At 73.1% G+C, this 20,710-nt stretch carries 19 protein-coding genes and 1 pseudogene; 16 read left to right on the plus strand and 4 right to left on the minus strand.

Annotation, left to right across the window (positions count from 1 at the left end; all coding sequences use genetic code 11):
- Window positions 1-5 precede the first annotated feature (5 nt).
- The 13 genes from ACIP5O_RS02500 to ACIP5O_RS02560 all read left to right on the plus strand — a co-directional run bounded on the left by ACIP5O_RS02500 (window position 6) and on the right by ACIP5O_RS02560 (window position 13,750).
- Window positions 6-791 (plus strand): aldose 1-epimerase, encoded by a 786-nt coding sequence (locus tag ACIP5O_RS02500; protein ID WP_401288129.1) that lies wholly within the window; start codon window positions 6-8, stop codon window positions 789-791.
- A gap of 26 nt (window positions 792-817) precedes the next feature.
- A complete protein-coding gene (gene pyrE, locus ACIP5O_RS02505) occupies window positions 818-1,357 on the plus strand; it encodes an orotate phosphoribosyltransferase (protein ID WP_356539322.1) in 540 nt (179 codons plus the stop codon).
- Window positions 1,358-1,579: 222 nt separating this feature from the next.
- The gene (gene fbaA, locus ACIP5O_RS02510) at window positions 1,580-2,602 is read left to right on the plus strand and encodes a class II fructose-bisphosphate aldolase (protein ID WP_401287616.1); all 1,023 of its coding nucleotides are present in this window, start codon (window positions 1,580-1,582) and stop codon (window positions 2,600-2,602) included.
- 84 nt (window positions 2,603-2,686) lie between these two features.
- Window positions 2,687-3,847 carry a MalY/PatB family protein gene (locus ACIP5O_RS02515; RefSeq protein WP_401287619.1) on the plus strand — a complete coding sequence of 387 codons (1,161 nt, stop codon included), beginning with the start codon at window positions 2,687-2,689 and terminating at the stop codon, window positions 3,845-3,847.
- A gap of 50 nt (window positions 3,848-3,897) precedes the next feature.
- On the plus strand, window positions 3,898-5,556 hold the full coding sequence (locus tag ACIP5O_RS02520) for an MFS transporter (protein ID WP_401287622.1): 1,659 nt from the start codon (window positions 3,898-3,900) through the stop codon (window positions 5,554-5,556).
- Between the two features lie 14 nt (window positions 5,557-5,570).
- Window positions 5,571-5,984 carry a DUF3151 domain-containing protein gene (locus tag ACIP5O_RS02525; protein WP_356539314.1) on the plus strand — a complete coding sequence of 138 codons (414 nt, stop codon included), beginning with the start codon at window positions 5,571-5,573 and terminating at the stop codon, window positions 5,982-5,984.
- Between the two features lie 212 nt (window positions 5,985-6,196).
- Window positions 6,197-7,183 (plus strand): DUF3152 domain-containing protein, encoded by a 987-nt coding sequence (locus ACIP5O_RS02530; RefSeq protein ID WP_401287625.1) that lies wholly within the window; start codon window positions 6,197-6,199, stop codon window positions 7,181-7,183.
- Window positions 7,184-7,304: 121 nt separating this feature from the next.
- Window positions 7,305-8,252, plus strand: coding sequence for a tryptophan 2,3-dioxygenase (locus ACIP5O_RS02535; RefSeq protein ID WP_401287627.1), 948 nt, complete (start codon window positions 7,305-7,307; stop codon window positions 8,250-8,252).
- The gene (gene kynU / locus ACIP5O_RS02540) at window positions 8,245-9,498 is read left to right on the plus strand and encodes a kynureninase (protein ID WP_401287630.1); all 1,254 of its coding nucleotides are present in this window, start codon (window positions 8,245-8,247) and stop codon (window positions 9,496-9,498) included. Before ACIP5O_RS02535 ends, kynU begins: the two co-directional genes overlap by 8 nt.
- 135 nt (window positions 9,499-9,633) lie before the next feature.
- Window positions 9,634-10,482: an alpha/beta hydrolase family protein gene (locus ACIP5O_RS02545; RefSeq protein WP_401287633.1), complete on the plus strand. Its 849-nt coding sequence runs from the start codon at window positions 9,634-9,636 to the stop codon at window positions 10,480-10,482.
- Between the two features lie 95 nt (window positions 10,483-10,577).
- Window positions 10,578-11,891 carry a sensor histidine kinase gene (locus ACIP5O_RS02550; RefSeq protein ID WP_401287635.1) on the plus strand — a complete coding sequence of 438 codons (1,314 nt, stop codon included), beginning with the start codon at window positions 10,578-10,580 and terminating at the stop codon, window positions 11,889-11,891.
- The gene (locus ACIP5O_RS02555; RefSeq protein WP_121829805.1) at window positions 11,888-12,550 is read left to right on the plus strand and encodes a response regulator transcription factor; all 663 of its coding nucleotides are present in this window, start codon (window positions 11,888-11,890) and stop codon (window positions 12,548-12,550) included. The genes ACIP5O_RS02550 and ACIP5O_RS02555 overlap by 4 nt, the downstream gene beginning before the upstream one ends.
- A 9-nt stretch (window positions 12,551-12,559) precedes the next feature.
- A complete protein-coding gene (locus ACIP5O_RS02560) occupies window positions 12,560-13,750 on the plus strand; it encodes a cytochrome P450 (protein WP_401287638.1) in 1,191 nt (396 codons plus the stop codon).
- 12 nt (window positions 13,751-13,762) lie between these two features.
- On the opposite strand, the pseudogene ACIP5O_RS02565 reads toward ACIP5O_RS02560, so the two are convergent.
- Window positions 13,763-13,962: pseudogene (locus ACIP5O_RS02565) on the minus strand (IS5/IS1182 family transposase); the annotation flags it as partial.
- 443 nt (window positions 13,963-14,405) lie between these two features.
- Here ACIP5O_RS02565 and ACIP5O_RS02570 point away from each other — a divergent pair.
- Window positions 14,406-14,984: a hypothetical protein gene (locus tag ACIP5O_RS02570; protein ID WP_401287641.1), complete on the plus strand. Its 579-nt coding sequence runs from the start codon at window positions 14,406-14,408 to the stop codon at window positions 14,982-14,984.
- Complete coding sequence (locus ACIP5O_RS02575) at window positions 14,981-15,466, plus strand: hypothetical protein (RefSeq protein WP_401287644.1); 486 nt, start codon at window positions 14,981-14,983, stop codon at window positions 15,464-15,466. Before ACIP5O_RS02570 ends, ACIP5O_RS02575 begins: the two co-directional genes overlap by 4 nt.
- A 224-nt stretch (window positions 15,467-15,690) precedes the next feature.
- Here ACIP5O_RS02575 and ACIP5O_RS02580 read toward each other — a convergent pair whose 3' ends face one another.
- Both ACIP5O_RS02580 and ACIP5O_RS02585 read right to left on the minus strand, forming a co-directional pair.
- Window positions 15,691-16,710 (minus strand): hypothetical protein, encoded by a 1,020-nt coding sequence (locus tag ACIP5O_RS02580; protein ID WP_401287645.1) that lies wholly within the window; start codon window positions 16,708-16,710, stop codon window positions 15,691-15,693.
- A 76-nt stretch (window positions 16,711-16,786) separates the two neighbouring features.
- The gene (locus ACIP5O_RS02585) at window positions 16,787-17,569 is read right to left on the minus strand and encodes a diacylglycerol kinase (protein ID WP_401287647.1); all 783 of its coding nucleotides are present in this window, start codon (window positions 17,567-17,569) and stop codon (window positions 16,787-16,789) included.
- 143 nt (window positions 17,570-17,712) lie between these two features.
- On the opposite strand from ACIP5O_RS02585, the gene ACIP5O_RS02590 reads away from it, so the two are divergent.
- Window positions 17,713-18,996: an adenylosuccinate synthase gene (locus tag ACIP5O_RS02590; RefSeq protein WP_356539291.1), complete on the plus strand. Its 1,284-nt coding sequence runs from the start codon at window positions 17,713-17,715 to the stop codon at window positions 18,994-18,996.
- 96 nt (window positions 18,997-19,092) lie between these two features.
- Here the strand turns inward: ACIP5O_RS02590 and ACIP5O_RS02595 are convergent, their stop codons facing one another.
- A complete protein-coding gene (locus ACIP5O_RS02595) occupies window positions 19,093-20,637 on the minus strand; it encodes a substrate-binding domain-containing protein (RefSeq protein ID WP_401287650.1) in 1,545 nt (514 codons plus the stop codon).
- Between the last annotated feature and the right edge of the window lie 73 nt (window positions 20,638-20,710).

Below are 20,710 nucleotides of genomic sequence, written 5' to 3' on the forward strand. Positions count from 1 at the left end.
TGAGCATGCAGACGCGACTGACGGCGGGCGACGCCGAGTTGACCATCAACCCCGACAACGGCTGCCGGATCGAGGGCCTGCGCATCGGCGGCACCGAGGTGCTGCGCCAGGGCGAGCGGTACGGAAGCTTCCCGATGGTGCCCTGGTGCGGGCGGACCGAGAACGGCCGTTTCCGCAACGGCGCCACCACCCATCAGCTCCCGGTCAACGCGCCCCCGCACGCCATCCACGGCACCGTCCGTGACCTCGCCTGGAAGACCGCCCGCACCTCCGCGACCGAGGCCGTGTTCGTCTGCGAGCTCGGCGACCCCTGGCCGTACGGCGGCCGGGTCACCCAGGTCTTCGAGCTGGCCGAGGACTCCCTCACGCTCCGCTTCGGCGTCGAGGCCTATGACGACTCGTTCCCGGCCCAGGCCGGCTGGCACCCCTGGTTCCTGCGCAACCTCGGGCGGGGCGGTCAGGACGTACGGGTCGACTTCGCGCCCGCCTGGCAGGAGGAGCGCGGCGCGGACCACCTCCCCACCGGCCGCCGCATCGACCCCCTCCCCGGCCCCTGGGACGACTGCTTCGGCATGCCCGACGGCGTCGACGTGACCCTCACCTGGCCGGAGGAGCTGGAGCTGAAGGTCACCAGCCGCGCCGAGTGGGTCGTGCTCTACGACGAGCAGGCGGAGGCGGTCTGCGTCGAGCCGCAGTCGGGTCCCCCGAACGGCCTCAACACCCACCCGCGCCTGGTCACCCCGATCGACCCCCTGGAGGTCGAGAGCACCTGGAGCTGGCGCCGCCTCTGACCAGCGGGCCCCTTAAGCTCGTGGCCATGACTGACGTACGCGCTGAGCTGCTCCAGCAGATCAAGGACAAGGCCGTGGTGCACGGCAAGGTGACCCTCTCCTCGGGTCTGGAAGCCGACTACTACATCGACCTGCGCCGGATCACGCTGGACGGCGAGGCCGCCCCGCTGGTGGGGCAGGTCATGCTCGACCTCACGGCCGACCTGGACTTCGACTGCGTCGGCGGTCTGACCCTGGGCGCCGACCCGGTCGCCACCTCGATGCTGCACGCCTCCGCCGCGCGCGGGCAGCGCCTGGACGCCTTCGTCGTGCGGAAGGCGCAGAAGGCGCACGGCATGCAGCGCCGCATCGAGGGCACGGACGTCAAGGGCCGCCGCTGCCTCGTCGTCGAGGACACCTCGACCACCGGCGGCTCGCCGCTGACCGCCGTCGAGGCCGTCCGCGAGGCGGGCGGCGAGGTCGTCGCCGTGGCGACGATCGTGGACCGGGGCGCCTCCGGTGCCATCGCCGGGGCGGGGCTGCCGTACCTCACCGGCTACCAGCTGGGCGACCTCGGCCTGGCGTAACTGCCGCGAAGTCGTGACGTAGGTCCCGGGTCGGGGGTAGAACGGCTCTGACCTGCACTTTCTGTCAGGGGCGGGGTGTTTCACGTGAAACACCCCGCCCCTCGGCGTGCCGGGCCCATGGGAGCCCGCACGAGAGTCTGGAAGGATGGGGGCGACGATGACGTCGCCCCCAGGTCAGGGACAGCAACAGCACACACCCCGCACATCACAAGGAGCGGACGAATGCCCATCGCAACCCCCGAGGTCTACAACGAGATGCTCGACCGGGCGAAGGCAGGCAAGTTCGCCTACCCGGCCATCAACGTGACCTCGTCCCAGACCCTGCACGCTGCCCTGCGCGGCTTCGCGGAGGCCGAGAGCGACGGCATCATCCAGATCTCGACCGGCGGTGCCGAGTTCCTGGGCGGTCAGTACAGCAAGGACATGGTCACGGGCGCCGTCGCCCTGGCCGAGTTCGCGCACATCGTCGCCGCGAAGTACGACATCACGGTCGCCCTGCACACCGACCACTGCCCGAAGGACAAGCTGGACGGCTACGTCCGTCCGCTGCTCGACGTCTCCGCCGAGCGCGTCGCCCGGGGCGACAACCCGCTGTTCCAGTCGCACATGTGGGACGGCTCCGCCGAGACCCTCGCGGACAACCTGGCCATCGGCCAGGAGCTGCTCGCGAAGGCCGCCGCCGCCAAGATCATCCTTGAGGTCGAGATCACCCCGACCGGCGGCGAGGAGGACGGCGTCACCCACGAGATCAACGACGAGCTGTACACCACCGTCGACGACGCCATCCGTACGGCCGAGGCCCTGGGCCTGGGCGAGAAGGGCCGCTACCTGCTCGCCGCGTCCTTCGGCAACGTGCACGGCGTCTACAAGCCGGGCAACGTCGTGCTCCGCCCCGAGCTGCTCAAGGACCTCCAGGCCGGCGTCGCCGCGAAGTTCGGCAAGGCCGACCCGTTCGACTTCGTCTTCCACGGCGGCTCGGGCTCCACGGCCGAGGAGATCGCCACCGCCCTGGAGAACGGCGTCGTGAAGATGAACCTCGACACCGACACCCAGTACGCCTTCACCCGTCCGGTCGTGGACCACATGTTCCGCAACTACGACGGCGTCCTGAAGGTCGACGGCGAGGTCGGCAAGAAGTCCACCTACGACCCGCGCACCTGGGGCAAGCTGGCCGAGGCGGGCATGGCCGCCCGCGTGACCGAGGCGTGCGCCGCGCTGCGCTCGACCGGCACCAAGCTGAAGTAAGCGTGTGAAGGGCGAAGGGCCCGGCACCCCGCTTCCCGGGGTGGCGGGCCCTTCGCGTGCCGACGAGAGGGGTGAGAGGGCCTGATGTACGACTTCGACCGGGAGATCGACCGGCGCGGGACCTGGTCCGTCCAGTGGGACGGGATCGCGGACCGCTTCGGCGTGTCCGACCTGCTGCCCTTCACCATCTCCGACATGGACTTCGCCTCCCCGCCGGAGGTCCTCGCCGCCCTCCGCGAGCGCGTCGACCACGGGGTCTTCGGCTACACGGACTGGCGGCTCGGCGACTTCCGCGAGGCGATACGCCACTGGTACGCGAGCCGGTACGACACCGCGATCGACCCGGACTCCCTGGTGTACGCGCCCTCCGTGCTCAACCAGCTCTCGCAGCTCCTGCGGATGTGGACCGCGCCCGGTGACGGCGTGGTCGTCCACACCCCCACGTACGACGGCTTCCGCAAGGCCGTGACCGGGCTCGGGCGCGAGCTGCGCGGGGTCCCGGTCGGGGACGCGGAGGCCCTGGAGCGCGAGCTGGCCCGGCCGGACAGCCGGATGCTGCTGCTCTGCTCCCCGCACAACCCGACCGGCCGGGTGTGGACGGAGGGGGAGCTGACCGCCTTCGCGGAGCTGGCCGAGCGGCACGGCGTGAGCGTCGTCAGCGACGAGATCCACGCGGACCTGACCGGCGAGGGCCACCGGCACGTGCCGTGGACCCGGATCGCCGAGCGCGGCCGGGGGCGCCGCTGGGCGCTGGTCACCTCGGGCACCAAGGCCTTCAACTTCCCCGCGCTCTCCGGCTCGTACGGGATCGTGGGCGACCCCGACGAGCGGGAGGCGTTCGTGCGGCGCATGGAGACCGGCGAGGGGCTCGCCTCGCCCGCCGTGCTCTCGCTGACCGCCCACATCGCCGCGTACCGGCACGGCGCGGCCTGGCTGGACGAGCTGCGCGGCTACGTCGCGGGCACGATGGAGCTGGTCCGGGAGCGGCTGGCCGAGGGCCTCCCCGGGGTGGTCTGGGAGCCCCCGCAGGCCGGTTACCTGGCCTGGATCGACCTGCGGCCCCTCGGGATCGAGGAGACCCGGCTCCAGGAGGAGCTGGTGACGGCGGAGAAGGTCGCGATCATGCCGGGCGGGACGTACGGCACGCCGGGCTTCGTCCGGCTGAACGTGGGCTGCCCCCGGAAGAAGGCGGAGCGGGGCGTGGAGGCCCTGGTCAGGACGGCGAGCCGGCTGCGGACCGCCTGAGACCGCTCCGCGCGGGCGCGCGACGGCGCGTTTCGCGGGACCATGCGGATATGGCGGGTACGGCGGGTACGGCAGGCGGGGGCGGGCGGGGCGAGCGGGACGTGCGGATGGCCTCCGGGACCGGGCGGTGGATCGTCTTCACCACCGTCCTGGGCTCCGGGATGGCGCTGCTCGACTCCACCGTCGTCAACGTCGCCCTGCCGCACATCGGCGAGGACCTCGGCGCCGACCTGGCCGTCCTCCAGTGGACCGTCAACGCCTACATGCTGACCCTGGCCGGACTCATCCTGCTCGGCGGATCGCTCGGCGACCGGTTCGGGCGGCGCCGGGTCTTCGTGACCGGGGTGGTGTGGTTCGCCGCCGCCTCGCTGCTCTGCGGCCTCGCCCCGAACGCTGGGGTCCTGATCGCGGCCCGCGCCCTCCAGGGCGTGGGCGGGGCGCTGCTCACGCCCGGCTCGCTCGCGCTGATCCAGGCGAGCTTCCACGAGGACGACCGGGCCAGGGCCGTCGGGCTCTGGTCGGGCTTCGGCGGGGTGGGCGCGGCGATCGGACCGTTCGTCGGCGGCTGGCTGGTGGACGGACCGGGCTGGCGGTGGGTGTTCCTGCTCAATGTGCCACTGGCCCTCGTCTGCGTGCCGGTCGCCCTCCGGCACGTGCCGGAGTCGCGGGACGAGGCCGCGCACGGCCGCTTCGACGTGCTCGGCGCGGTCCTGGGCGCGGCGGCGCTCGCGCTCGTGACGTACGCGCTGATCGGCTCGGCCTGGTGGGCGGGGGCGGCCGGGATCGTGGTCGGGGCCTGCTTCGTGGGGGTGGAGCGGCGCCGGGGAGAGGCGGCGATGGCGCCGCCGTCGGTCTTCCGCTCGAAGACCTTCACGGCCGTCAACCTGGTCACCCTCTGCGTGTACGCCGCTTTCGGCGGTTTCTTCTTCCTGGCGGCCCTCCAGCTCCAGGTGGTCTCCGGCTACTCGGCGCTCGCCGCCGGTACGGCCCTGCTGCCGACGACCGTGCTCATGCTGCTCCTCTCGGCGAAGTCCGGGGAGCTTGGAGAGCGGATCGGCCCCCGGATCCCGCTCACGGTCGGGCCGCTGCTGTGCGCCGCCGGGATGCTGCTGATGCTGCGGGTGGGGGAGGACGCCTCGTACGTACGGGACGTGCTGCCCGCCCTGCTCGTGCTCGGGCTCGGCATGACGGCCCTGGTCGCCCCGCTGACCGCGACCGTCCTCGCCTCGGTGGACGTGGCCCGGGCGGGCCTGGCGAGCGGGATCAACAACGCGGCGGCCCGGGCGGCCGGACTGCTCGCGGTGGCCGCGCTGCCGATGCTGGCCGGGATGGGCCCGGAGGCGTACCGCTCGGCGGCCGAGTTCGGGGAGACCTTCCGGCGCGCGATGCCGATGTGCGCGGGGATCCTGGTGGCGGGCGCGGTCCTGGCCTGGACGACGATGCGGGGGGCGGGGGTGGGGGCGGCGGCGGTTGCCGGGGCCGGTGAGGGTGCGGGCGCGGGTTCCGGGACCGGAGCGGAGGCCGGCGCCGAGGCCGGCGCCGAGGCCGGTGCGGAGGCCGGTTCCGGGGCCGGTGCGGGCGCCGGTGCGGAGGCCCGTTGCCATCCCGAGTGCCGGGTGCACTGCGGGGTGCAGGCCCCGCCCCTCGACCCGGGCGGCCGGGGCGCCACCCGGCACCGACCCGGGGGCGGTCCGGGGTCCCCGCACTGAGGCAGACTGGGCCCATGGCCATCCACGAGAACCTCCTTGGGGGACCCGCCCCCACCCACCTGCCCGACGAACCGGGTCCGCGCGAGCTGCTCGCGAGCGGCACGGCCCCGGCGGAGGTCGCCGCGAAGTACCCGACCTCCTCGCTCGCCTGGGCGCGCCTCGCCGACGACGCCTTCGAGGGCGGCCGGGTCGTCGAGTCGTACGCCTACGCCCGCACCGGCTACCACCGGGGCCTGGACGCCCTGCGCCGCAGCGGCTGGAAGGGCCACGGCCCGGTCCCGTGGGAGCACGAGCCGAACCGCGGCTTCCTGCGCGCGCTGCACGCCCTGGCCCGGGCGGCCGGCGAGATCGGCGAGAAGGAGGAGTACGAGCGCTGCACGACCTTCCTGCGCGACTCCTCGGAGACGGCGGCGGAGACGCTCGGCTGACACCGGCGGATCCCCCGGGGCGGCGGCCGTCGAACGGCCGCCGCCCCGCCGTTTCTCCGAAGCCGCACGCCTTTTCGGAACCGACCCCGTGTTTTTCGGGTCTGTTCGAACGAGCCCGGTTACGATCCCGGGACCACAGCACCGACGAACGCCGGTACCGAGGCCCCACTTCCTCTTCCCCCACACCGGCCGAAGCAGGGGAGAAGTCTGTCGTGGGCAAACGTGCCGCACCCGCAGGACGGCGACGGGCGCAGAGCCGCCGACGGGGCGGGGGCGGACGCGGTCCCGTACGCCGGCTCGTCCTCCCCGCCCTGCTCCTGGCGTCCCTCGCCCTCGGCGGCGGCGCGGCCCTCGCCCACTTCAACGGCGGGGCGACCGACGGCCGGGCCGCCCCCGCCCTGCCCGCGCCCGGCCCCGAGGCCGTCGGTACGGAACCGGCGACCGCCCCGCCCGCCACCCGGCCCGCCACGGCGGAACCGGCCGCGCCGCCGACACGGGCGTCACGACCGGAACGGGCGCCCACGTCCGCGCCGGCACCGACGCCGACGCCGACGCCCACGACGAAGCCGAAATCGGCGTCGAAGCCGGCTCCGGAGCCCGGGACCGGCCCGGACAGGTCCGCCGTGCCGAAGTCCGGCCCCGGGACCTTCACCACCGCGGGGGCCTCCGGCGCCCCCACCGGCGAGAGCGGCGTCCTGCGCCGCTACCGGGTCCAGGTCGAGGACGGCATCGACCTCCGGGCGGACGGGGCGGCCGCCGAGATCCAGCGGATCCTGGCCCATCCGCGCGGCTGGGCCGCCCACGGCCGGGGCCGCTTCCAGCTCGTCTCCGAGGGCGAGGCCGCCGACTTCGTCATCCGGATCGCCACCCCCGACACGGCGGACGCGCTCTGCCTGCGCGAGGGCCTGGACACCGGCGGCGAGCTGAACTGCGAGACCACCGAGGGCGTCGTCGTGAACCTCCGGCGGTGGATGCTCGGCTCGCCGACCTTCACGGGGGAGCCCGCCGAGTACCGGCACCTGATCATCAACCACGAGGTCGGCCACGAGATCGGCATCCGGGAGCACATGGCCTGCCCGGGGCCCGGAAAGCCCGCGCCCGCGATGATGCAGCAGATCAAGGGCCTGGACGGCTGCGTTTCGAACGCTTATCCGTATGACGAAGACGGGAGCTACATCACGGGGCCGATCGTGCCATGATGCCGTTGGGACGGCGTGCGACGGAGCGCGCCTCCCGAGGGGACCGGAGCTCCCGTGCCGCACGAGGTGCCGCACGGTGCGAGCGGACCGCTACCCGGTAGAACGTACCGAGGAGACAGAGATGTCCACCTTCCCGGGTTCTCCCGATGCCTCCGGGGTCTCTCCCGACCCCGACACCTCCGGACCCGCTTCCGGTGCCTCCGAAGCCTCTTCCGGGGCTTCCGGGGCTTCCGGTGCCTCCGGGTCCGACGCGGCCGCCGACGCCCCGCACCTCGACTTCGCGGGCACGACGCCGTACGAGGACTACGTCCAGGCGGACGTCCTCACCCACCTCCAGCACCTCCGCTCGGACGACCCCGGCGAGATGGTCTTCCTGGTCACCACCCAGGTCATGGAGCTGTGGTTCACGGTGATCGTCCACGAGTGGGAGACCGCGAGCCGCGCCCTGCGCGAGGACCGGATCCCCGTCGCGATGGACGCCCTCAAGCGCTCCGTGCGCGAGCTGGAGGCCCTCAACCACTCCTGGCACCCGCTCGCCCAGCTCACCCCCGCCCAGTTCAACTCCTACCGGGGCTCGCTGGGCGAGGGCTCCGGCTTCCAGTCCGCGATGTACCGGCGGATGGAGTTCCTGCTCGGCGACAAGTCCGCGTCCATGCTCGTCCCGCACCGGGGCGCGCCCCGCGTCCACGCCGAGCTGGAGAAGGCGCTCCACGAGCCGAGCCTGTACGACGAGGTCCTCGGCCTGCTCGCCCGGCGCGGCCTGCCCGTCCCGGCCGCCGTCCTGAACCGCGACCTCGCGAAGCGGTACGAGCCCTCGCCCGAGGTCGAGGCGGTCTGGGCCGGGATCTACGCGGACCCCGACCAGAACGGCGAGCTGGTCCGGCTCGGCGAGGCCCTGAGCGACGTGGCCGAGCTGGTCTGGCGCTGGCGCAACGACCACCTGGTGGCGACCCGGCGCGCGATGGGCGCCAAGACCGGCACCGGCGGTTCGGCCGGCGTGGCCTGGCTGGAGAAGCGGGCCCGGAAGAACGTGTTCCCCGAGCTCTGGACGGCCCGCAGCCATGTCTGATCTCCTCAAGGGCCGCCTCAAGGACCAGCTCAAGGACCGCCTCAAGAGCCGTCGCGAGGACCACCTCGAAACCCGGGCCCGGGACCTCGACGCGGCCGACGGCCTCGCCGGGCACCGCGAGAAGTTCGCCCTCGACGCGGACACCGTCTACCTCGACGGCAACTCGCTCGGCGCGCTGCCCGCCCACGTCCCCGCCCGCATGGCCGACGTCATCACCCGCGAGTGGGGCGAGCTGCGCATCCGCTCCTGGGACGAGTCCGGCTGGTGGACCGCGCCCGAGCGGATCGGCGAGCGGATCGCGCCGATCGTCGGCGCCGGCCCCGGGCAGGTCGTGGTCGGCGACTCGACCAGCGTGAACGTCTTCAAGGCGGTCGTCGCCGCCGCCCGTCTGGCGGGCGACGGACGCGACGAGATCCTGGTGGACGCCACGACCTTTCCCACGGACGGGTACATCGCGCGGTCGGCCGCACGGATGACGGGTCACCGGATCGTGCCCCTCGAACCGGCCGCGATGGCGGAGGCGGCGGGCCCGCGCACGGCCGCCGCCCTCGTCAACCACGTGGACTACCGCAGCGGCCGGCTCCACGACCTGCCCGGCCTCACGGCCGCCCTGCACGCGGCGGGCGCGCTCGCCGTCTGGGACCTGTGCCACAGCGCGGGCGCCCTGCCCGTCGGCCTGGACGCGCACGGGGTCGACCTGGCCGTCGGCTGCACGTACAAGTACCTGAACGGCGGCCCCGGTTCGCCCGCCTACCTGTACGTCGCCGAGCGCCACCAGGCCGCCTTCGACTCGCCGCTGCCCGGCTGGAACTCGCACGCCGACCCGTTCGCCATGACCCCCGGGTACGAGGCGGCGGCGGGCGCCGTGCGGGGCCGGGTCGGCACCCCCGACATCCTCTCCCTCCTCGCGCTCGAAGCGGCGCTCGACGTGTGGGACGGGGTCGCGATCGATGACGTGCGGGCCAAGTCCCTCGCCCTGACGGACTTCTTCCTGGAGTGCGTGGCGGCGTACGTCCCCGGGGGCCGGGTCGAGTCGGTCACGCCGGAGGCGCACGGCGAGCGCGGCAGCCAGGTCGCGCTGCGCTGCGACGGGGCCCCGGCGGTGATGGCCGAGCTGATCCGCCGCGGGGTCGTGGGCGACCTGCGCCGCCCGGACGTGCTGCGGTTCGGCTTCACGCCGCTGTACGTCGGGTTCGCGGACGCGGAGCGCGCGGCGCGGGTCCTGGCGGAGGTGCTGGGCGCATGACGGGTGCGGGGCCCCGGTGTGGTTCCGGGGCCGGTCGCACGGTCCGATGATCACCTGATCCGCGGGGCTCCGGTCCTGGTACCGTCCCCGCAGGTCAGGCCAATTCGGCCCCGTACCCGAGAGGTTGGAACAGCCATGGATCCCGCCGCGCGCGACGCCGCCGAAGAGGCGTCGGCCTTCTCGCACCCGGCCGTCGCCCCGGACGCCACCGCGGCGTACGGCGACCACCCCGATCAGGTGGTCGACTTCTACGCCCCGCGCGACGGGCGCGTCCGGGCCCCGCTGGTCGTCGCCCTGCACGGCGGCGCCTGGCGGGCGCCGTACGACCGGGCGCACCTGTCGCCGTTCGCGGACTTCCTGGCCCGGCGCGGCTTCGCCGTCGCCAGCGTCGAGTACCGGCGCGGCGGCGGCACGGCCCCGGTCGCCGGGCGCTGGCCCGAGACCTTCGACGACGTGGCCGCCGCCCTGGACGCCGTACCGGAGCTGGCCGCCGCGCACCTGCCGCAGGCCGACCCGGGCCGGACCGTGCTCACCGGGCACTCGGCCGGCGGGCACCTGGCCCTGTGGGCCGCCGCCCGGCACGTCCTGCCGGCCGGTTCCCCCTGGCGGCTGTCCGAGCCGCCGCCGCTGCGCGGGGTCGTCGCCCTCGCCCCGATCGCCCACTTCGCGCGGGCGGTCGAGCTGGGGGTGTGCGGCGGCGCGGTCACCGAGCTCCTCGGCGGGCCGGAGGCGTACGGGGAGCGCGCGGCCTCCGCCGACCCGGCCGTCCTCCTCCCGACCGGGATCGCGACCACCGTCGTGCAGGGCCGCGAGGACGTGGTCGTGCCGTACGCCGTGGCCGACGCGTACGCGGAGGCGGCGGCGCGGGCGGGCGAGTCGGTCGGCCTGACGCTCCTGGAGGAGACCGGCCACTTCCCGCCGATCGACCCGGCGACGGACGCGTGCGCGGTGGTGGCGGAGGAGATCGCCCAGCTGGCCTGGTGACGGAGCCCGGGGCCCCCGTAGTACTCAGGACGGACGGGGAAGGATCCGTACGGAGCGGGACGACCCGCCCCGGCGGCCCCCGTACCGTGAACGGCGTGACTGAGACACAGACCCCCGGGACGAGCCGGGCCCCCGAGTTCCGCTTCGCCCAGGAGGCTCTCGGCGGGCTGCGGCAGGAACTCCTCGACGACGCCTTCGCCTACCGCCCGCTGTCACCTGTACAGGTGAACGCCAAGATCGCCCGCTTCCTGCCGAAGCGGATAAGGGCGCGTGCGGGATACTTCCCGCACGCGGTCGTCGCGCTCTGCGCCCTGATCGCCTTCACCGGCGGGGTCGACCGGGCCGAGACCTCCTTCATACCGCTGCAACTCGCGGTCACCTTCGCCCCGGCCGCGATCGTCCTGCTCACCCTGGTCCGGCCGGTCCTCGCCTTCTGGGTCTCGCTCGGCTCCGCGCCCTTCCTCGGCGCCGCCACCGACTACGACGGCGGCTGGCCCTGGTCGGTGATGACGTTCTTCACCCACCTGGTGGTCCTCGCCGTGGTCGCCGCCCGCACCCGGCCCCGCGCGGCGGCGTGGATGTGGGTGGTGACGGCGGGCTTCTGCATCTTCACCGAGGTGTTCCTCGGCATCGGACGCGGCTCCAACTCCTTCCCGATGCTCTTCGTCTCGGCGCTCGTCCTGCTCACCGTCACCGTCTTCCAGGTCCGCCGCCAAGCCCATCGCGCGGTCACGGCCGAGCAGACGGTCACCGCGCGGGAGCGTTCGAAGCGGACGCTCCTCGAAGAGCGCACGACCATCGCCCGCGAGCTGCACGACGTCGTCGCCCACCACATGTCGGTGGTCGCCATCCAGGCGGAGGCCGCGCCGTACCGGGTCGAGAACCCGCCGCCGGAGCTGGAGCAGGCCTTCCTCACGATCCGGGAGAACGCGGTGGCGGCCCTGACCGAGCTGCGCCGGATCCTCGGGGTCGTCCGGGCCGAGGACTACGAGGCGCCCGACGCCCCGCAGCCGACCCTGGCCGACCTGGACGCGCTGGTCGCCAACGTGCGGGAGGCCGGTCTCGACGTGGAGAAGACGGTGACCGGCGCGGTGCGCGAGCTGCCGCAGGGCGTGGAGCTGTCCGCGTACCGGATCGTCCAGGAGGCCCTGTCGAACGTGCTGCGGCACGCGCCGGGCGCGGCGGCGAAGGTCGAGGTGTCGTACGTGCTCGGCGGCCTGGGCCTGCGCATCGCCAACGGCCCGGCGCGCGGCCTGGTGAAGCCGTCGCCGGGGGCGGGCCACGGCATCACGGGCATGCGGGAGCGTGTGACGATGCTGGGGGGCGAGATGACGGCCGGGGCGACCGAGGACGGTGGCTACGAGGTGGCGGCCTTCGTCCCCGTGAGCCGTGAGGAGGCCGTGTCGTGATCCGGGTGCTGATCGTCGACGACCAGATGATGGTCCGGGAGGGCTTCTCGGTGCTGCTCGGCGCGATGCCGGACATCGAGGTCGTCGGGGAGGCGGTCAACGGCCGGGAGGCGATCGCGCAGGTCGCGGCCCTACGCCCGGACGTGGTCCTGATGGACATCCGGATGCCGGAGCTGAACGGCATCGAGGCCACGCGGGAGATCGTGGCGGCCGACGCGGACGCGAAGGTGCTGGTCCTGACCACGTTCGACCTGGACGAGTACGTGTACCAGGCGCTGCGGGCCGGGGCCTCCGGCTTCCTGCTCAAGGACGCCTCGGCCCGGCAGCTCGCGGACGGGGTCCGGGTCGTCGCGGCGGGCGAGGCGCTGCTCGCGCCGACGGTCACCAAGCGGCTGATCACCGAGTTCGCGAAGGCGCCGGGGGCGTCGCCGCGCCCGCCGGCGATGGCGCAGATCGGGGAGCTGACCGAGCGCGAGACGGAGGTCCTGGTGTTGATCGCGCAGGGCCTGTCGAACGCGGAGATCGCGGACCACCTGGTCGTCGCGGAGTCCACGATCAAGACGCACGTGAGCCGGATCCTGGTGAAGCTGGGGCTGCGGGACCGGACGCAGGCGGCGGTGTTCGCGTACGAGGCGGGGCTGGTACGGGTCGGTGGGTAGCGTCCGCCCATGGACACCACCGCGTACGCCCCCTGGTCCCCGGAGTTCGTCGCCGACCCCTACCCCGTCTACGCCGAGCTGCGGGCGGCGGGCCGCGCCCACTGGCACGAGCCGACCCGCCAGTGGCTGATCCCGCGCCACGAGGACGTCTCGGCGCTGCTCCGGGACCGGCGCCTGGGGCGTACGTACACGCACCGCTTCACGCACGAGGAGTTCGGCCGGGAGGCGCCGGACCCGGCGCACGAGCCCTTCCACACCCTGAACGACCACGGGCTCCTGGACCTGGAGGGCGCGGACCACGCCCGCATCCGGCGCCTGGTGTCGAAGGCGTTCACGCCGAGGACGGTGGAGAACCTGGCCCCGACGGTACGGCGCCTGGCCGCCGGCCTGGTCGGTGACCTGGTGGCGGCGGGCGGCGGCGACCTCCAGGCGCTGGTGGCGGAACCGCTGCCGGTCGCGGTGATCGCGGAGATGCTGGGGATCCCGGAGGAGGACGAGGAGCGGCACCGGCTGCGGTCCTGGTCGGCGGCGATCTGCGGGATGTTCGAGCTGAACCCGTCGGAGGAGGTGGCGGGGCGGGCGGTGGAGGCGTCGATCGAGTTCTCGGACTACCTGCGCGAACTGATCGGAAGACGCCGCAGGGCTCCGGGGGAGGACCTGATCACGGCCCTCCTCGCCGTCCCGGAGCTGACGGAACAGGAGATGATCTCGACCTGCGTCCTGCTCCTGAACGCGGGCCACGAGGCGACGGTGAACACCACGGTCAACGGCTGGCGGATCCTCCTCCAGGAGGGCGTCCGCCCGCGCCTCGAAAACTTGTCCACAGCTGTGGAAGAACTCCTGCGCTACGACACCCCGCTCCAGATGTTCGAGCGCTGGGTCCTCGACGACATGGAACTCGACGGCCTGCTGATCCCCCGGGGCGCGGAGGTGGCCCTCCTCCTCGGCTCGGCCAACCGCGACCCCTCCCGCTTCGGTCCCACGGCCGCCACCCTCGACCTCACCCGCCCCGACAACCCCCACCTCACCTTCGGCGCGGGCATCCACTACTGCCTGGGCGCCCCCCTGGCCCGCCTGGAACTGACGACCCTCTTCGACGAACTCCTGCGCCGGGCACCGGGAATGCGGCTGGTGTCGGAGCCGGTGCGGAAGGCGGGGTACGTGATCAGGGGGTTCGAGGAGTTGGTGGTGGAGGTGTGAGGACCGCTTGAGGTGGAGGCCGTCGCCTCTTCGACGGCGGTCGCGCAGGATCTTCCGGTTATTTATCCGGGCAAACGTGTGCTCGACACGGGCTCGCACCCTTCGGTGCTCGGCGTTGTCCTTCTCCTGGCCGCGCGGGAGGGGCGGCCGCTCCTCTTTCGGTGCGGAACGATCGGGCCGGTGCCGAGCTGAGCGCCGTCGGCGATCGCGGTCCTTCCCGGATTCGCAACCGGTCGACGTCCGCCACCGGTCGCGGAGCCGGCGCGAGCTGCCGCGTCGTAAGGCCGCCCGTAGTACACGGCCACCAGCAGCGCCCGGTCGGGCCCCCGGCCCGCCGTCTCCTCGCTCCCACACTCCGCCCATGCAGACAAAAAGCCCGGAAATGAACCTTCTTCACGAAGCGAGATCGGCGCAATGGCGGTGAACGCTACGGTATGCCGGGACGGGTTGGCGGTGGCCGAAACCGGCCTACCTCAATTCTTCCTCAGAAGAATGATCATGTTCCCCTGCTCCTCCGTGAACACGGCTATGTTCGTCGCACGCGGTCGCCTCACTGACCTAACGGCGACCGGAGAAGTTTCCATATGGGGGAATCATGCGTTTGACGATGGGCGGGACTGTCGTCCCGGTTTTCGCTCTGGCTCTGCTGGGTGGCGTGGCGGTCCCGGCGCACGCGGAGGACGGCGGGCCGGAGTCCGTGAACACGTCGGCCGAGGCGGTGCAGGAGGCCGCCGCGGAGGACGCTTCGCTGGAGCAGTTGCCGGAGGTGCCGGTCAACTCCGAGAGCGGCACGCAGGCGTGCGACAATCCGCGCCGCACATGGATCGAGATCCCCTCGAAGACCGCCGTCCACATGCCGGCCAAGTTCGGGGGGACGTCCTTCAAGGACGGGCCCGGGGGCACCATGGTGGTCAAGGTGGAGAAGTCGGGGAAGGTCCAGCGGGAAGTCAGCGTGGGCGGTGAGGTGGAGGTCAGCGGCATCGTCGCCAAGGCCAAGGTCTCGATCTCGGCCAAGATCGGCACCGAGGTCGGCATCAGCGTCGGGCACGAGTACCGCAGGAACGTGACCAGCGGCAAGTACGGCCACCTCCAGTACGGTTCCTGGGGGTACTCCGTGAAGTGGGCCAAGTACGAGACCAGCGCCGACCGGTGCGGCAAGAAGCTCGTCAAGAGCGGCACCGCGAAGCTGCCCACCTCGGAGGTCGGCTGGAACTACTGGGAGACGAGCTCATGACGCCACCGCGCAAGTTGATGGCCGTGGCAGCGGCCCTCGCCCTCGCGCCCTTCCTTGCGACCGGCTGCAGCGGTGAGGGCACGGCACCACCGAGCACTCCGTCGCCGTCGGCGACGGGCAGGCCGACGGCGACGCCCTCTCCCCCGGGGGAGGAGGAAGCCCAGGGCAGCCGGGCCAAGGCCGTACTGGAGACGATCTCGCCCGACGACCCGAAGTTCGTGGAATCCGGGCTGGAGCGGGTGCGGGATGGCGTGCACACCCGCTCCTCGCTCAAGAAGGGCAAGGCGTACGAAGTCTCCGTAGCCTGTGTCGGCACGGGAACCGTGAACCTGGTAATCGGCGGAAATCCCGCACAGTCCATTTCCTGTGACGGAACGTCGGCGAGCCGGCGCGTGCAGAATTCACCGGCGGAATTGCCGATCGATATCACCGCGACTCCCGGAGCGACAGGTATGGTCGCCTGGCAGATCACTGCCGCTTGACGGAAACGGTTCCTGCCCACCGCGAGAAGTGGTGGGCAGGAACCGTTTCTCGGGCTCTGTACCGGCCGGTGCCGGTATGGAGTGCGTGGCGAGGCTCCTGTCTCCGGTGGCGGGACGCAGTTATGAACGGGGCCGTCCTCAGTGCTGAGCCACCACGGGACCTGGCGCGACGTCGTCCTGCTCGAACGCCGCAGCCCGGCCGTCGGGTAGGGGGCCGGTGGCCGTTACGGGAGCGTCCGCGGGGCGGGGGCCGGTGGCGGCGCGAGCCGGTCCAGGAGGGACGTGACCTCCGCCGCGCCCGTCTCCCGGTACGGGCCCGCCGGCCACAGGGGGCGGTCGTCGATCCACGGCACGACGACCGGCTGTCCGTCGTCCGTGCGGTCCAGCCAGCCGCGCAGGTCGACCGTTCCGGTGGAGGACGGCGGCAGGCCGAGGCGGGGCTTCTTCTGCGGGCCGGGCGGTACGAGGGGCAGGACCGCTTCCGGCAGGTCGTCCGGGCCGCCGTGGGCAGGGAAGAGCACGAGCACGGGGACGTCGTCGCGCGGGTCGTGCAGCAGCGCGTACCGGCGGACGACGGGTACGGGGGCGGTCGCCGCCCTGACCAGGAGCCGGGCGGCCCCGGCCCCGCCCGTCAGGAACCGGAAGGTCCGGAAGACCAGGAGGAGCAGGGAGACGGCGCCCAGTCCGAAGAGGTAGGCGCGCTCGAACCCTTCCAGGGGCAGCAGCAGGAGGCCGCCCGCGCACGCGCAGGAACCGGCCGTGACCAGCACCTCGCTCAGGCCGGAGATCCGGCGCAGGCCCCGCACCCGCCACCACGGCGCCGACCGCACGTCCGCCTCGGGGCGGCGGGACCCCGGCGCGGACTGCCGCCCGGCCAGGGCGGCCAGCCGTTCGTACGCCGGGGAGGACGCGGTCCCGACGGGCGTCACGGCGGCCGGGACCGGGACCGGGACAGGGATCGGGATCGCGACCGGCACGGCGGCGTGCGCCGACCACTCCCCGGCGGTCAGGACGGCCCGCATCCTGCGGGCGGTCACCAGGGCCCCGGCGCCGACGCAGGCGAACACGACGCCGAGGCAGACGGCCCAGGCGACCACGTCACCGGTCCACGCGGGCCCCGGCAGGAACCCGACGACCACGCCCCCGACGAGCGCGACGACGCCCCCGGCCAGTGTCTGCCCGGCCCGCTCCCGGTACCGGTCCAGCGCCTCGGCGGTCCCCGCCGTGTCCAGCGCGCGCGTCATCACGACCCCCCTCGGTGTCCCCGCCCGTGACGCTGTCCGCCTCCCGTACGGGACTCCCCGCCCGCCCCCGGAAACCTCACGCCCTCGGCAGCCTCAGCCCCCACGCCCCCTCCCGCACCGTCCACGTCCGCCGCCGCACCGGCCCCGTCAGCCGGCCGTCCGCGCGGTAGCGGAAGTCCGGGCCCGAGACGGTGAGGGTGTGGGCGGTCGCGCGGCGCGGCGGGGACGACGGGGGGTGGACGGTCACCTCGGCCGCGCCGGCGACCGAGCGGGCCGTCAGGGCCTCCAGAGGGGCGTCCACGTCCGCGAGCAGGACGCCGTCCGCCTCCACCCGCAGGGGATGGAGACGGACCGCCGGGGGCACCAGGGTCCGGACCAGGGAGCGGCAGGTGCCCCAGACCGACGGGGCCGCCGGCGCCGGGGCTGGGACGGCCGGGACCAGGAGGTCCCCGAGGACGACGCCGTCGCTGTCGTCCACCAGGAGGTCCAGACGGCGCACCGCCCCGTCCAGGGCCGCCCGCGCCGCCGCCGGCGTGGAGCGCGGCACGCCGAGCGCGTGGGCCACCTCCACCGCCTCCGGGGCCCCGATCGGCACCAGGGAGAGGGCCCCCTCGGCCAGCTCCCGCTCGCGGTGCAGCAGGGTCACCGCGCGCAGCAGGGCGTGGTCGTCCCCGAGCAGCACGGGGCGCCGGGAGCCGCGCCGGGCCAGGGCCCGGGAGAATTCCTCCGGCCCGTCCGGCAGGCAGATCTTCGCCTCCGCGCCGGCGGACAGGACATCCTTCGCGATCCGCACGGACTCGCCGTCGCTTCGGCGGGCGACCGGGTCGACGATGACCAGCAGCTGGTCGTGATCCGACACCTCGGTCCTTCCTCGGGTAGCATCTTTGTGCAAGAGCCCCTTGCGCTATTGCGCCAGGGGCTTCGTCTATTCCGGGGCACACCGGTGAGGCGGCGTACGCCCCCTGACCTTGGACATGCCCCACCCGGAAGGGGTGTACGCCTGTGCCCGCACTTGTGCTGCTCGGTGCTCAGTGGGGTGACGAGGGCAAGGGAAAGGCCACCGACCTGCTCGGTGGATCCGTTGACTATGTGGTGCGCTACCAGGGCGGCAACAACGCCGGCCACACGGTCGTCGTCGGCGACCAAAAGTACGCGCTGCATCTTCTCCCTTCCGGAATCCTCTCGCCGGGGTGTACCCCGGTGATCGGAAACGGTGTCGTCGTCGACCCGGCGGTCCTGCTCTCCGAGCTGAGCGGACTGAACGAGCGCGGCGTCGACACGTCGAAGCTCCTGATCAGCGGCAACGCCCACCTGATCACCCCGTACAACGTCACCCTCGACAAGGTGACGGAACGGTTCCTCGGCAAGCGCAAGATCGGCACCACGGGCCGGGGCATCGGCCCGACCTACGCCGACAAGATCAACCGCGTCGGCATCCGGGTCCAGGACCTGTACGACGAGTCGATCCTCACCCAGAAGGTCGAAGCGGCCCTGGAGGGGAAGAACCAGCTCCTCGCCAAGCTGTACAACCGGCGGGCCATCGAGGCCGAGCAGATCGTCGAGGAGATGCTCCAGTACGCGGAGCAGATCAAGCCGTTCGTCGCCGACACCACCCTGATCCTCAACAACGCGCTGGACGAGGACAAGGTCGTGCTCTTCGAGGGCGGCCAGGGCACCCTGCTCGACGTCGACCACGGCACGTACCCCTTCGTCACCTCCTCGAACCCGACCGCCGGCGGCGCCTGCACCGGCACCGGCGTGGGCCCGACGAAGATCTCCCGGGTCATCGGCATCCTCAAGGCGTACACGACCCGCGTCGGCGCCGGCCCGTTCCCGACCGAGCTGTTCGACCAGGACGGCGAGGACCTGCGCCGCATCGGCGGCGAGCGCGGCGTCACCACCGGCCGCGACCGTCGCTGCGGCTGGTTCGACGCGGTCATCGCCCGCTACGCCACCCGCGTCAACGGCCTGACCGACTTCTTCCTCACCAAGCTCGACGTGCTCACCGGCTGGGAGCAGATCCCGGTCTGCGTCGCGTACGAGATCGACGGCAAGCGCGTCGAGGAGCTGCCCTACTCGCAGACCGACTTCCACCACGCGAAGCCGGTCTACGAGATGCTGCCGGGCTGGTCCGAGGACATTACCAAGGCCAAGACCTTCGCCGACCTGCCGAAGAACGCGCAGGCGTACGTGAAGGCCCTGGAGGAGATGTCGGGCGCCCCGATCTCCGCGATCGGCGTCGGCCCCGGCCGCACCGAGACGATCGAGATCAACTCGTTCCTGTAACCACAGGGGTACGTGAGAGGGCCCGCCCCCCGGTTCGCCGGGGCGGCGGGCCCTTTCCGTCGGCGCCCCCGCCCGCCCCGCCCGTCCCCGGGGGCCTCACTCCTCCCCGCAGATCCGCAGCCCCTTCGGGGTGGCGCAGGGCAGGTGGCCGTGGACGCGGACGACGTCCTGGCCGCCGCCCCGGGTGAGGTAGGTGAGGAAACTGGCCGTCAGGGAGTCGGCCGGCGGCTCGCCCCAGGTGTAGGCGTACTCGATCTCCCGGTACGGGTAGCCGGACGTGCCCAGGGCGTCGACGTCGGCGTCGCGGCCGTCGATCGCCACCCGGTGCAGGCCCTTCACGGCGCCGCTCGCGCGCAGTTCGCCGTAGCCGATGGCTCCCGGGAGGCGGGCGACGGTGTCCAGGACCTGTTCGGTGGAGTCGAGTTCGCAGCGGGTGACCCTCGCCCGGGGGCCGTCGCGGTGCTCGCAGTCGAGGGAGGAGTTGCCCGGTTCGTTCTCGCCGAGGACCCGGCGCTGGAAGACCTCCCTGGTGCCGGAGCCGGCGTTCCGGCTCACCAGCCGGATCGGCAGGTTCGGGCCGCCGAGCGCGCTCCAGTTGGTGATGTCGCCCCGGTAGATGCCCTGGATCCGCTCCCGGTCGAGGTCGGCGACGGGTATCCCGTCGTGGACGACGAGGGTGAAGAGGGAGACGGCGACCATGGTCTCCCGCAGCTCCGGGTGGCCGTTCGGCTTGTGTCCGTCGGAGAGCGCGACGACGGCGGGCGGGCCCTCCTTCGCCGCGGCCGCCTTCCTCCCGGCGGCGTCCAGGGCCCGGACGCCGGTGGTCGAGCCGTGCGTGTCCACGATCACCGTCGCGCCCGCGCAGTCCTCCTCGTACTCCTTCGCGAGCTCCTCCGCGACGGGGGCGAAGGCCGTCGAGCCGGTGACCGTGAGGGTGCCCCGGGCACAGCCGATCGGCGGCGGGGGCTCTTCGCGGACGATGATCGCGGCGAGGGCGACGACGCACGCGGTGAGGAGGACCGTGACGGAGAGCGCGGCCCGGCTGAAGACGGGCGGCTTGTCGTCGGGGGTGATGCTGCGGGTGGGGTGGACGCGGCCCTCGGCGAGGCTGCCGTCGACCCTGACCGCGCCGCCGATCGGGCCGCCGCCGAGCAGGACGAGAAGCTTGTAGGAGGAGCCCCGGTTGAGGGGGACCTTCGGCAGCGCGATGCTGGTGGCGCCCTCGGCGGGGCCCGTCCAGGTGTCGGGGAAGTGGCTGAGGAGGCGGGGGTGGTCGGGGGCGGTGACGACGACCGCCTTCACGTGCCGCCCCTCGAACTCCACCGTGAGCCCCTGGTCGTCCCCGTCCGTGTAGTGGTCGGTGGTGACGGCCAGGGCCCCGTCGTTCTCGATCCGGAGCAGGACGAGGGTGGCGTCCTCCAGGCCGGGGCTGGCGTCGAAGTAGCCGCGCCGCACGGCCGTGCCGGTGCTGGCGGCGGCGCCGCTCGCCGCGCCGCCGATGGCCGTGTCGAGCTGGACGCGGTAGCCGATCCGCCGCTGGCGCGGCACCCACCACTGGTACCAGGCGACGCCGACCGAGACGAGGACGCCGACGAGCGCGGTGACCACGGCGACGAGGTTCTCGGAGGTGAGCCAGTCCATGCGCGCGACGGTACGCACGCGTGTGCGGTTCCGTGGGGGGCGTCGCCGCCCGTCACCAGGAGTTCTCCCTTCC

Origin of the sequence: Streptomyces sp. NPDC088915 (assembly GCF_044749825.1) — a bacterium.
Classification (GTDB): domain Bacteria; phylum Actinomycetota; class Actinomycetes; order Streptomycetales; family Streptomycetaceae; genus Streptomyces.

Bases quoted from the DNA above. Each gene is read 5' to 3' on its own strand.
- ACIP5O_RS02525 (WP_356539314.1), top strand. From the start codon at position 5,571: ATGGCCATCCACGAGAACCTCCTTGGGGGACCCGCCCCCACCCACCTG.
- ACIP5O_RS02580 (WP_401287645.1), bottom strand. From the start codon at position 16,710: ATGACGCGCGCGCTGGACACGGCGGGGACCGCCGAGGCGCTGGACCGG.
- kynU (WP_401287630.1), top strand. From the start codon at position 8,245: ATGTCTGATCTCCTCAAGGGCCGCCTCAAGGACCAGCTCAAGGACCGC.
- ACIP5O_RS02500 (WP_401288129.1), top strand. From the start codon at position 6: ATGCAGACGCGACTGACGGCGGGCGACGCCGAGTTGACCATCAACCCC.
- pyrE (WP_356539322.1), top strand. From the start codon at position 818: ATGACTGACGTACGCGCTGAGCTGCTCCAGCAGATCAAGGACAAGGCC.
- ACIP5O_RS02545 (WP_401287633.1), top strand. From the start codon at position 9,634: ATGGATCCCGCCGCGCGCGACGCCGCCGAAGAGGCGTCGGCCTTCTCG.
- ACIP5O_RS02520 (WP_401287622.1), top strand. From the start codon at position 3,898: ATGGCGGGTACGGCGGGTACGGCAGGCGGGGGCGGGCGGGGCGAGCGG.
- ACIP5O_RS02535 (WP_401287627.1), top strand. From the start codon at position 7,305: ATGTCCACCTTCCCGGGTTCTCCCGATGCCTCCGGGGTCTCTCCCGAC.
- fbaA (WP_401287616.1), top strand. From the start codon at position 1,580: ATGCCCATCGCAACCCCCGAGGTCTACAACGAGATGCTCGACCGGGCG.
- ACIP5O_RS02560 (WP_401287638.1), top strand. From the start codon at position 12,560: ATGGACACCACCGCGTACGCCCCCTGGTCCCCGGAGTTCGTCGCCGAC.
- ACIP5O_RS02515 (WP_401287619.1), top strand. From the start codon at position 2,687: ATGTACGACTTCGACCGGGAGATCGACCGGCGCGGGACCTGGTCCGTC.
- ACIP5O_RS02575 (WP_401287644.1), top strand. From the start codon at position 14,981: ATGACGCCACCGCGCAAGTTGATGGCCGTGGCAGCGGCCCTCGCCCTC.
- ACIP5O_RS02595 (WP_401287650.1), bottom strand. From the start codon at position 20,637: ATGGACTGGCTCACCTCCGAGAACCTCGTCGCCGTGGTCACCGCGCTC.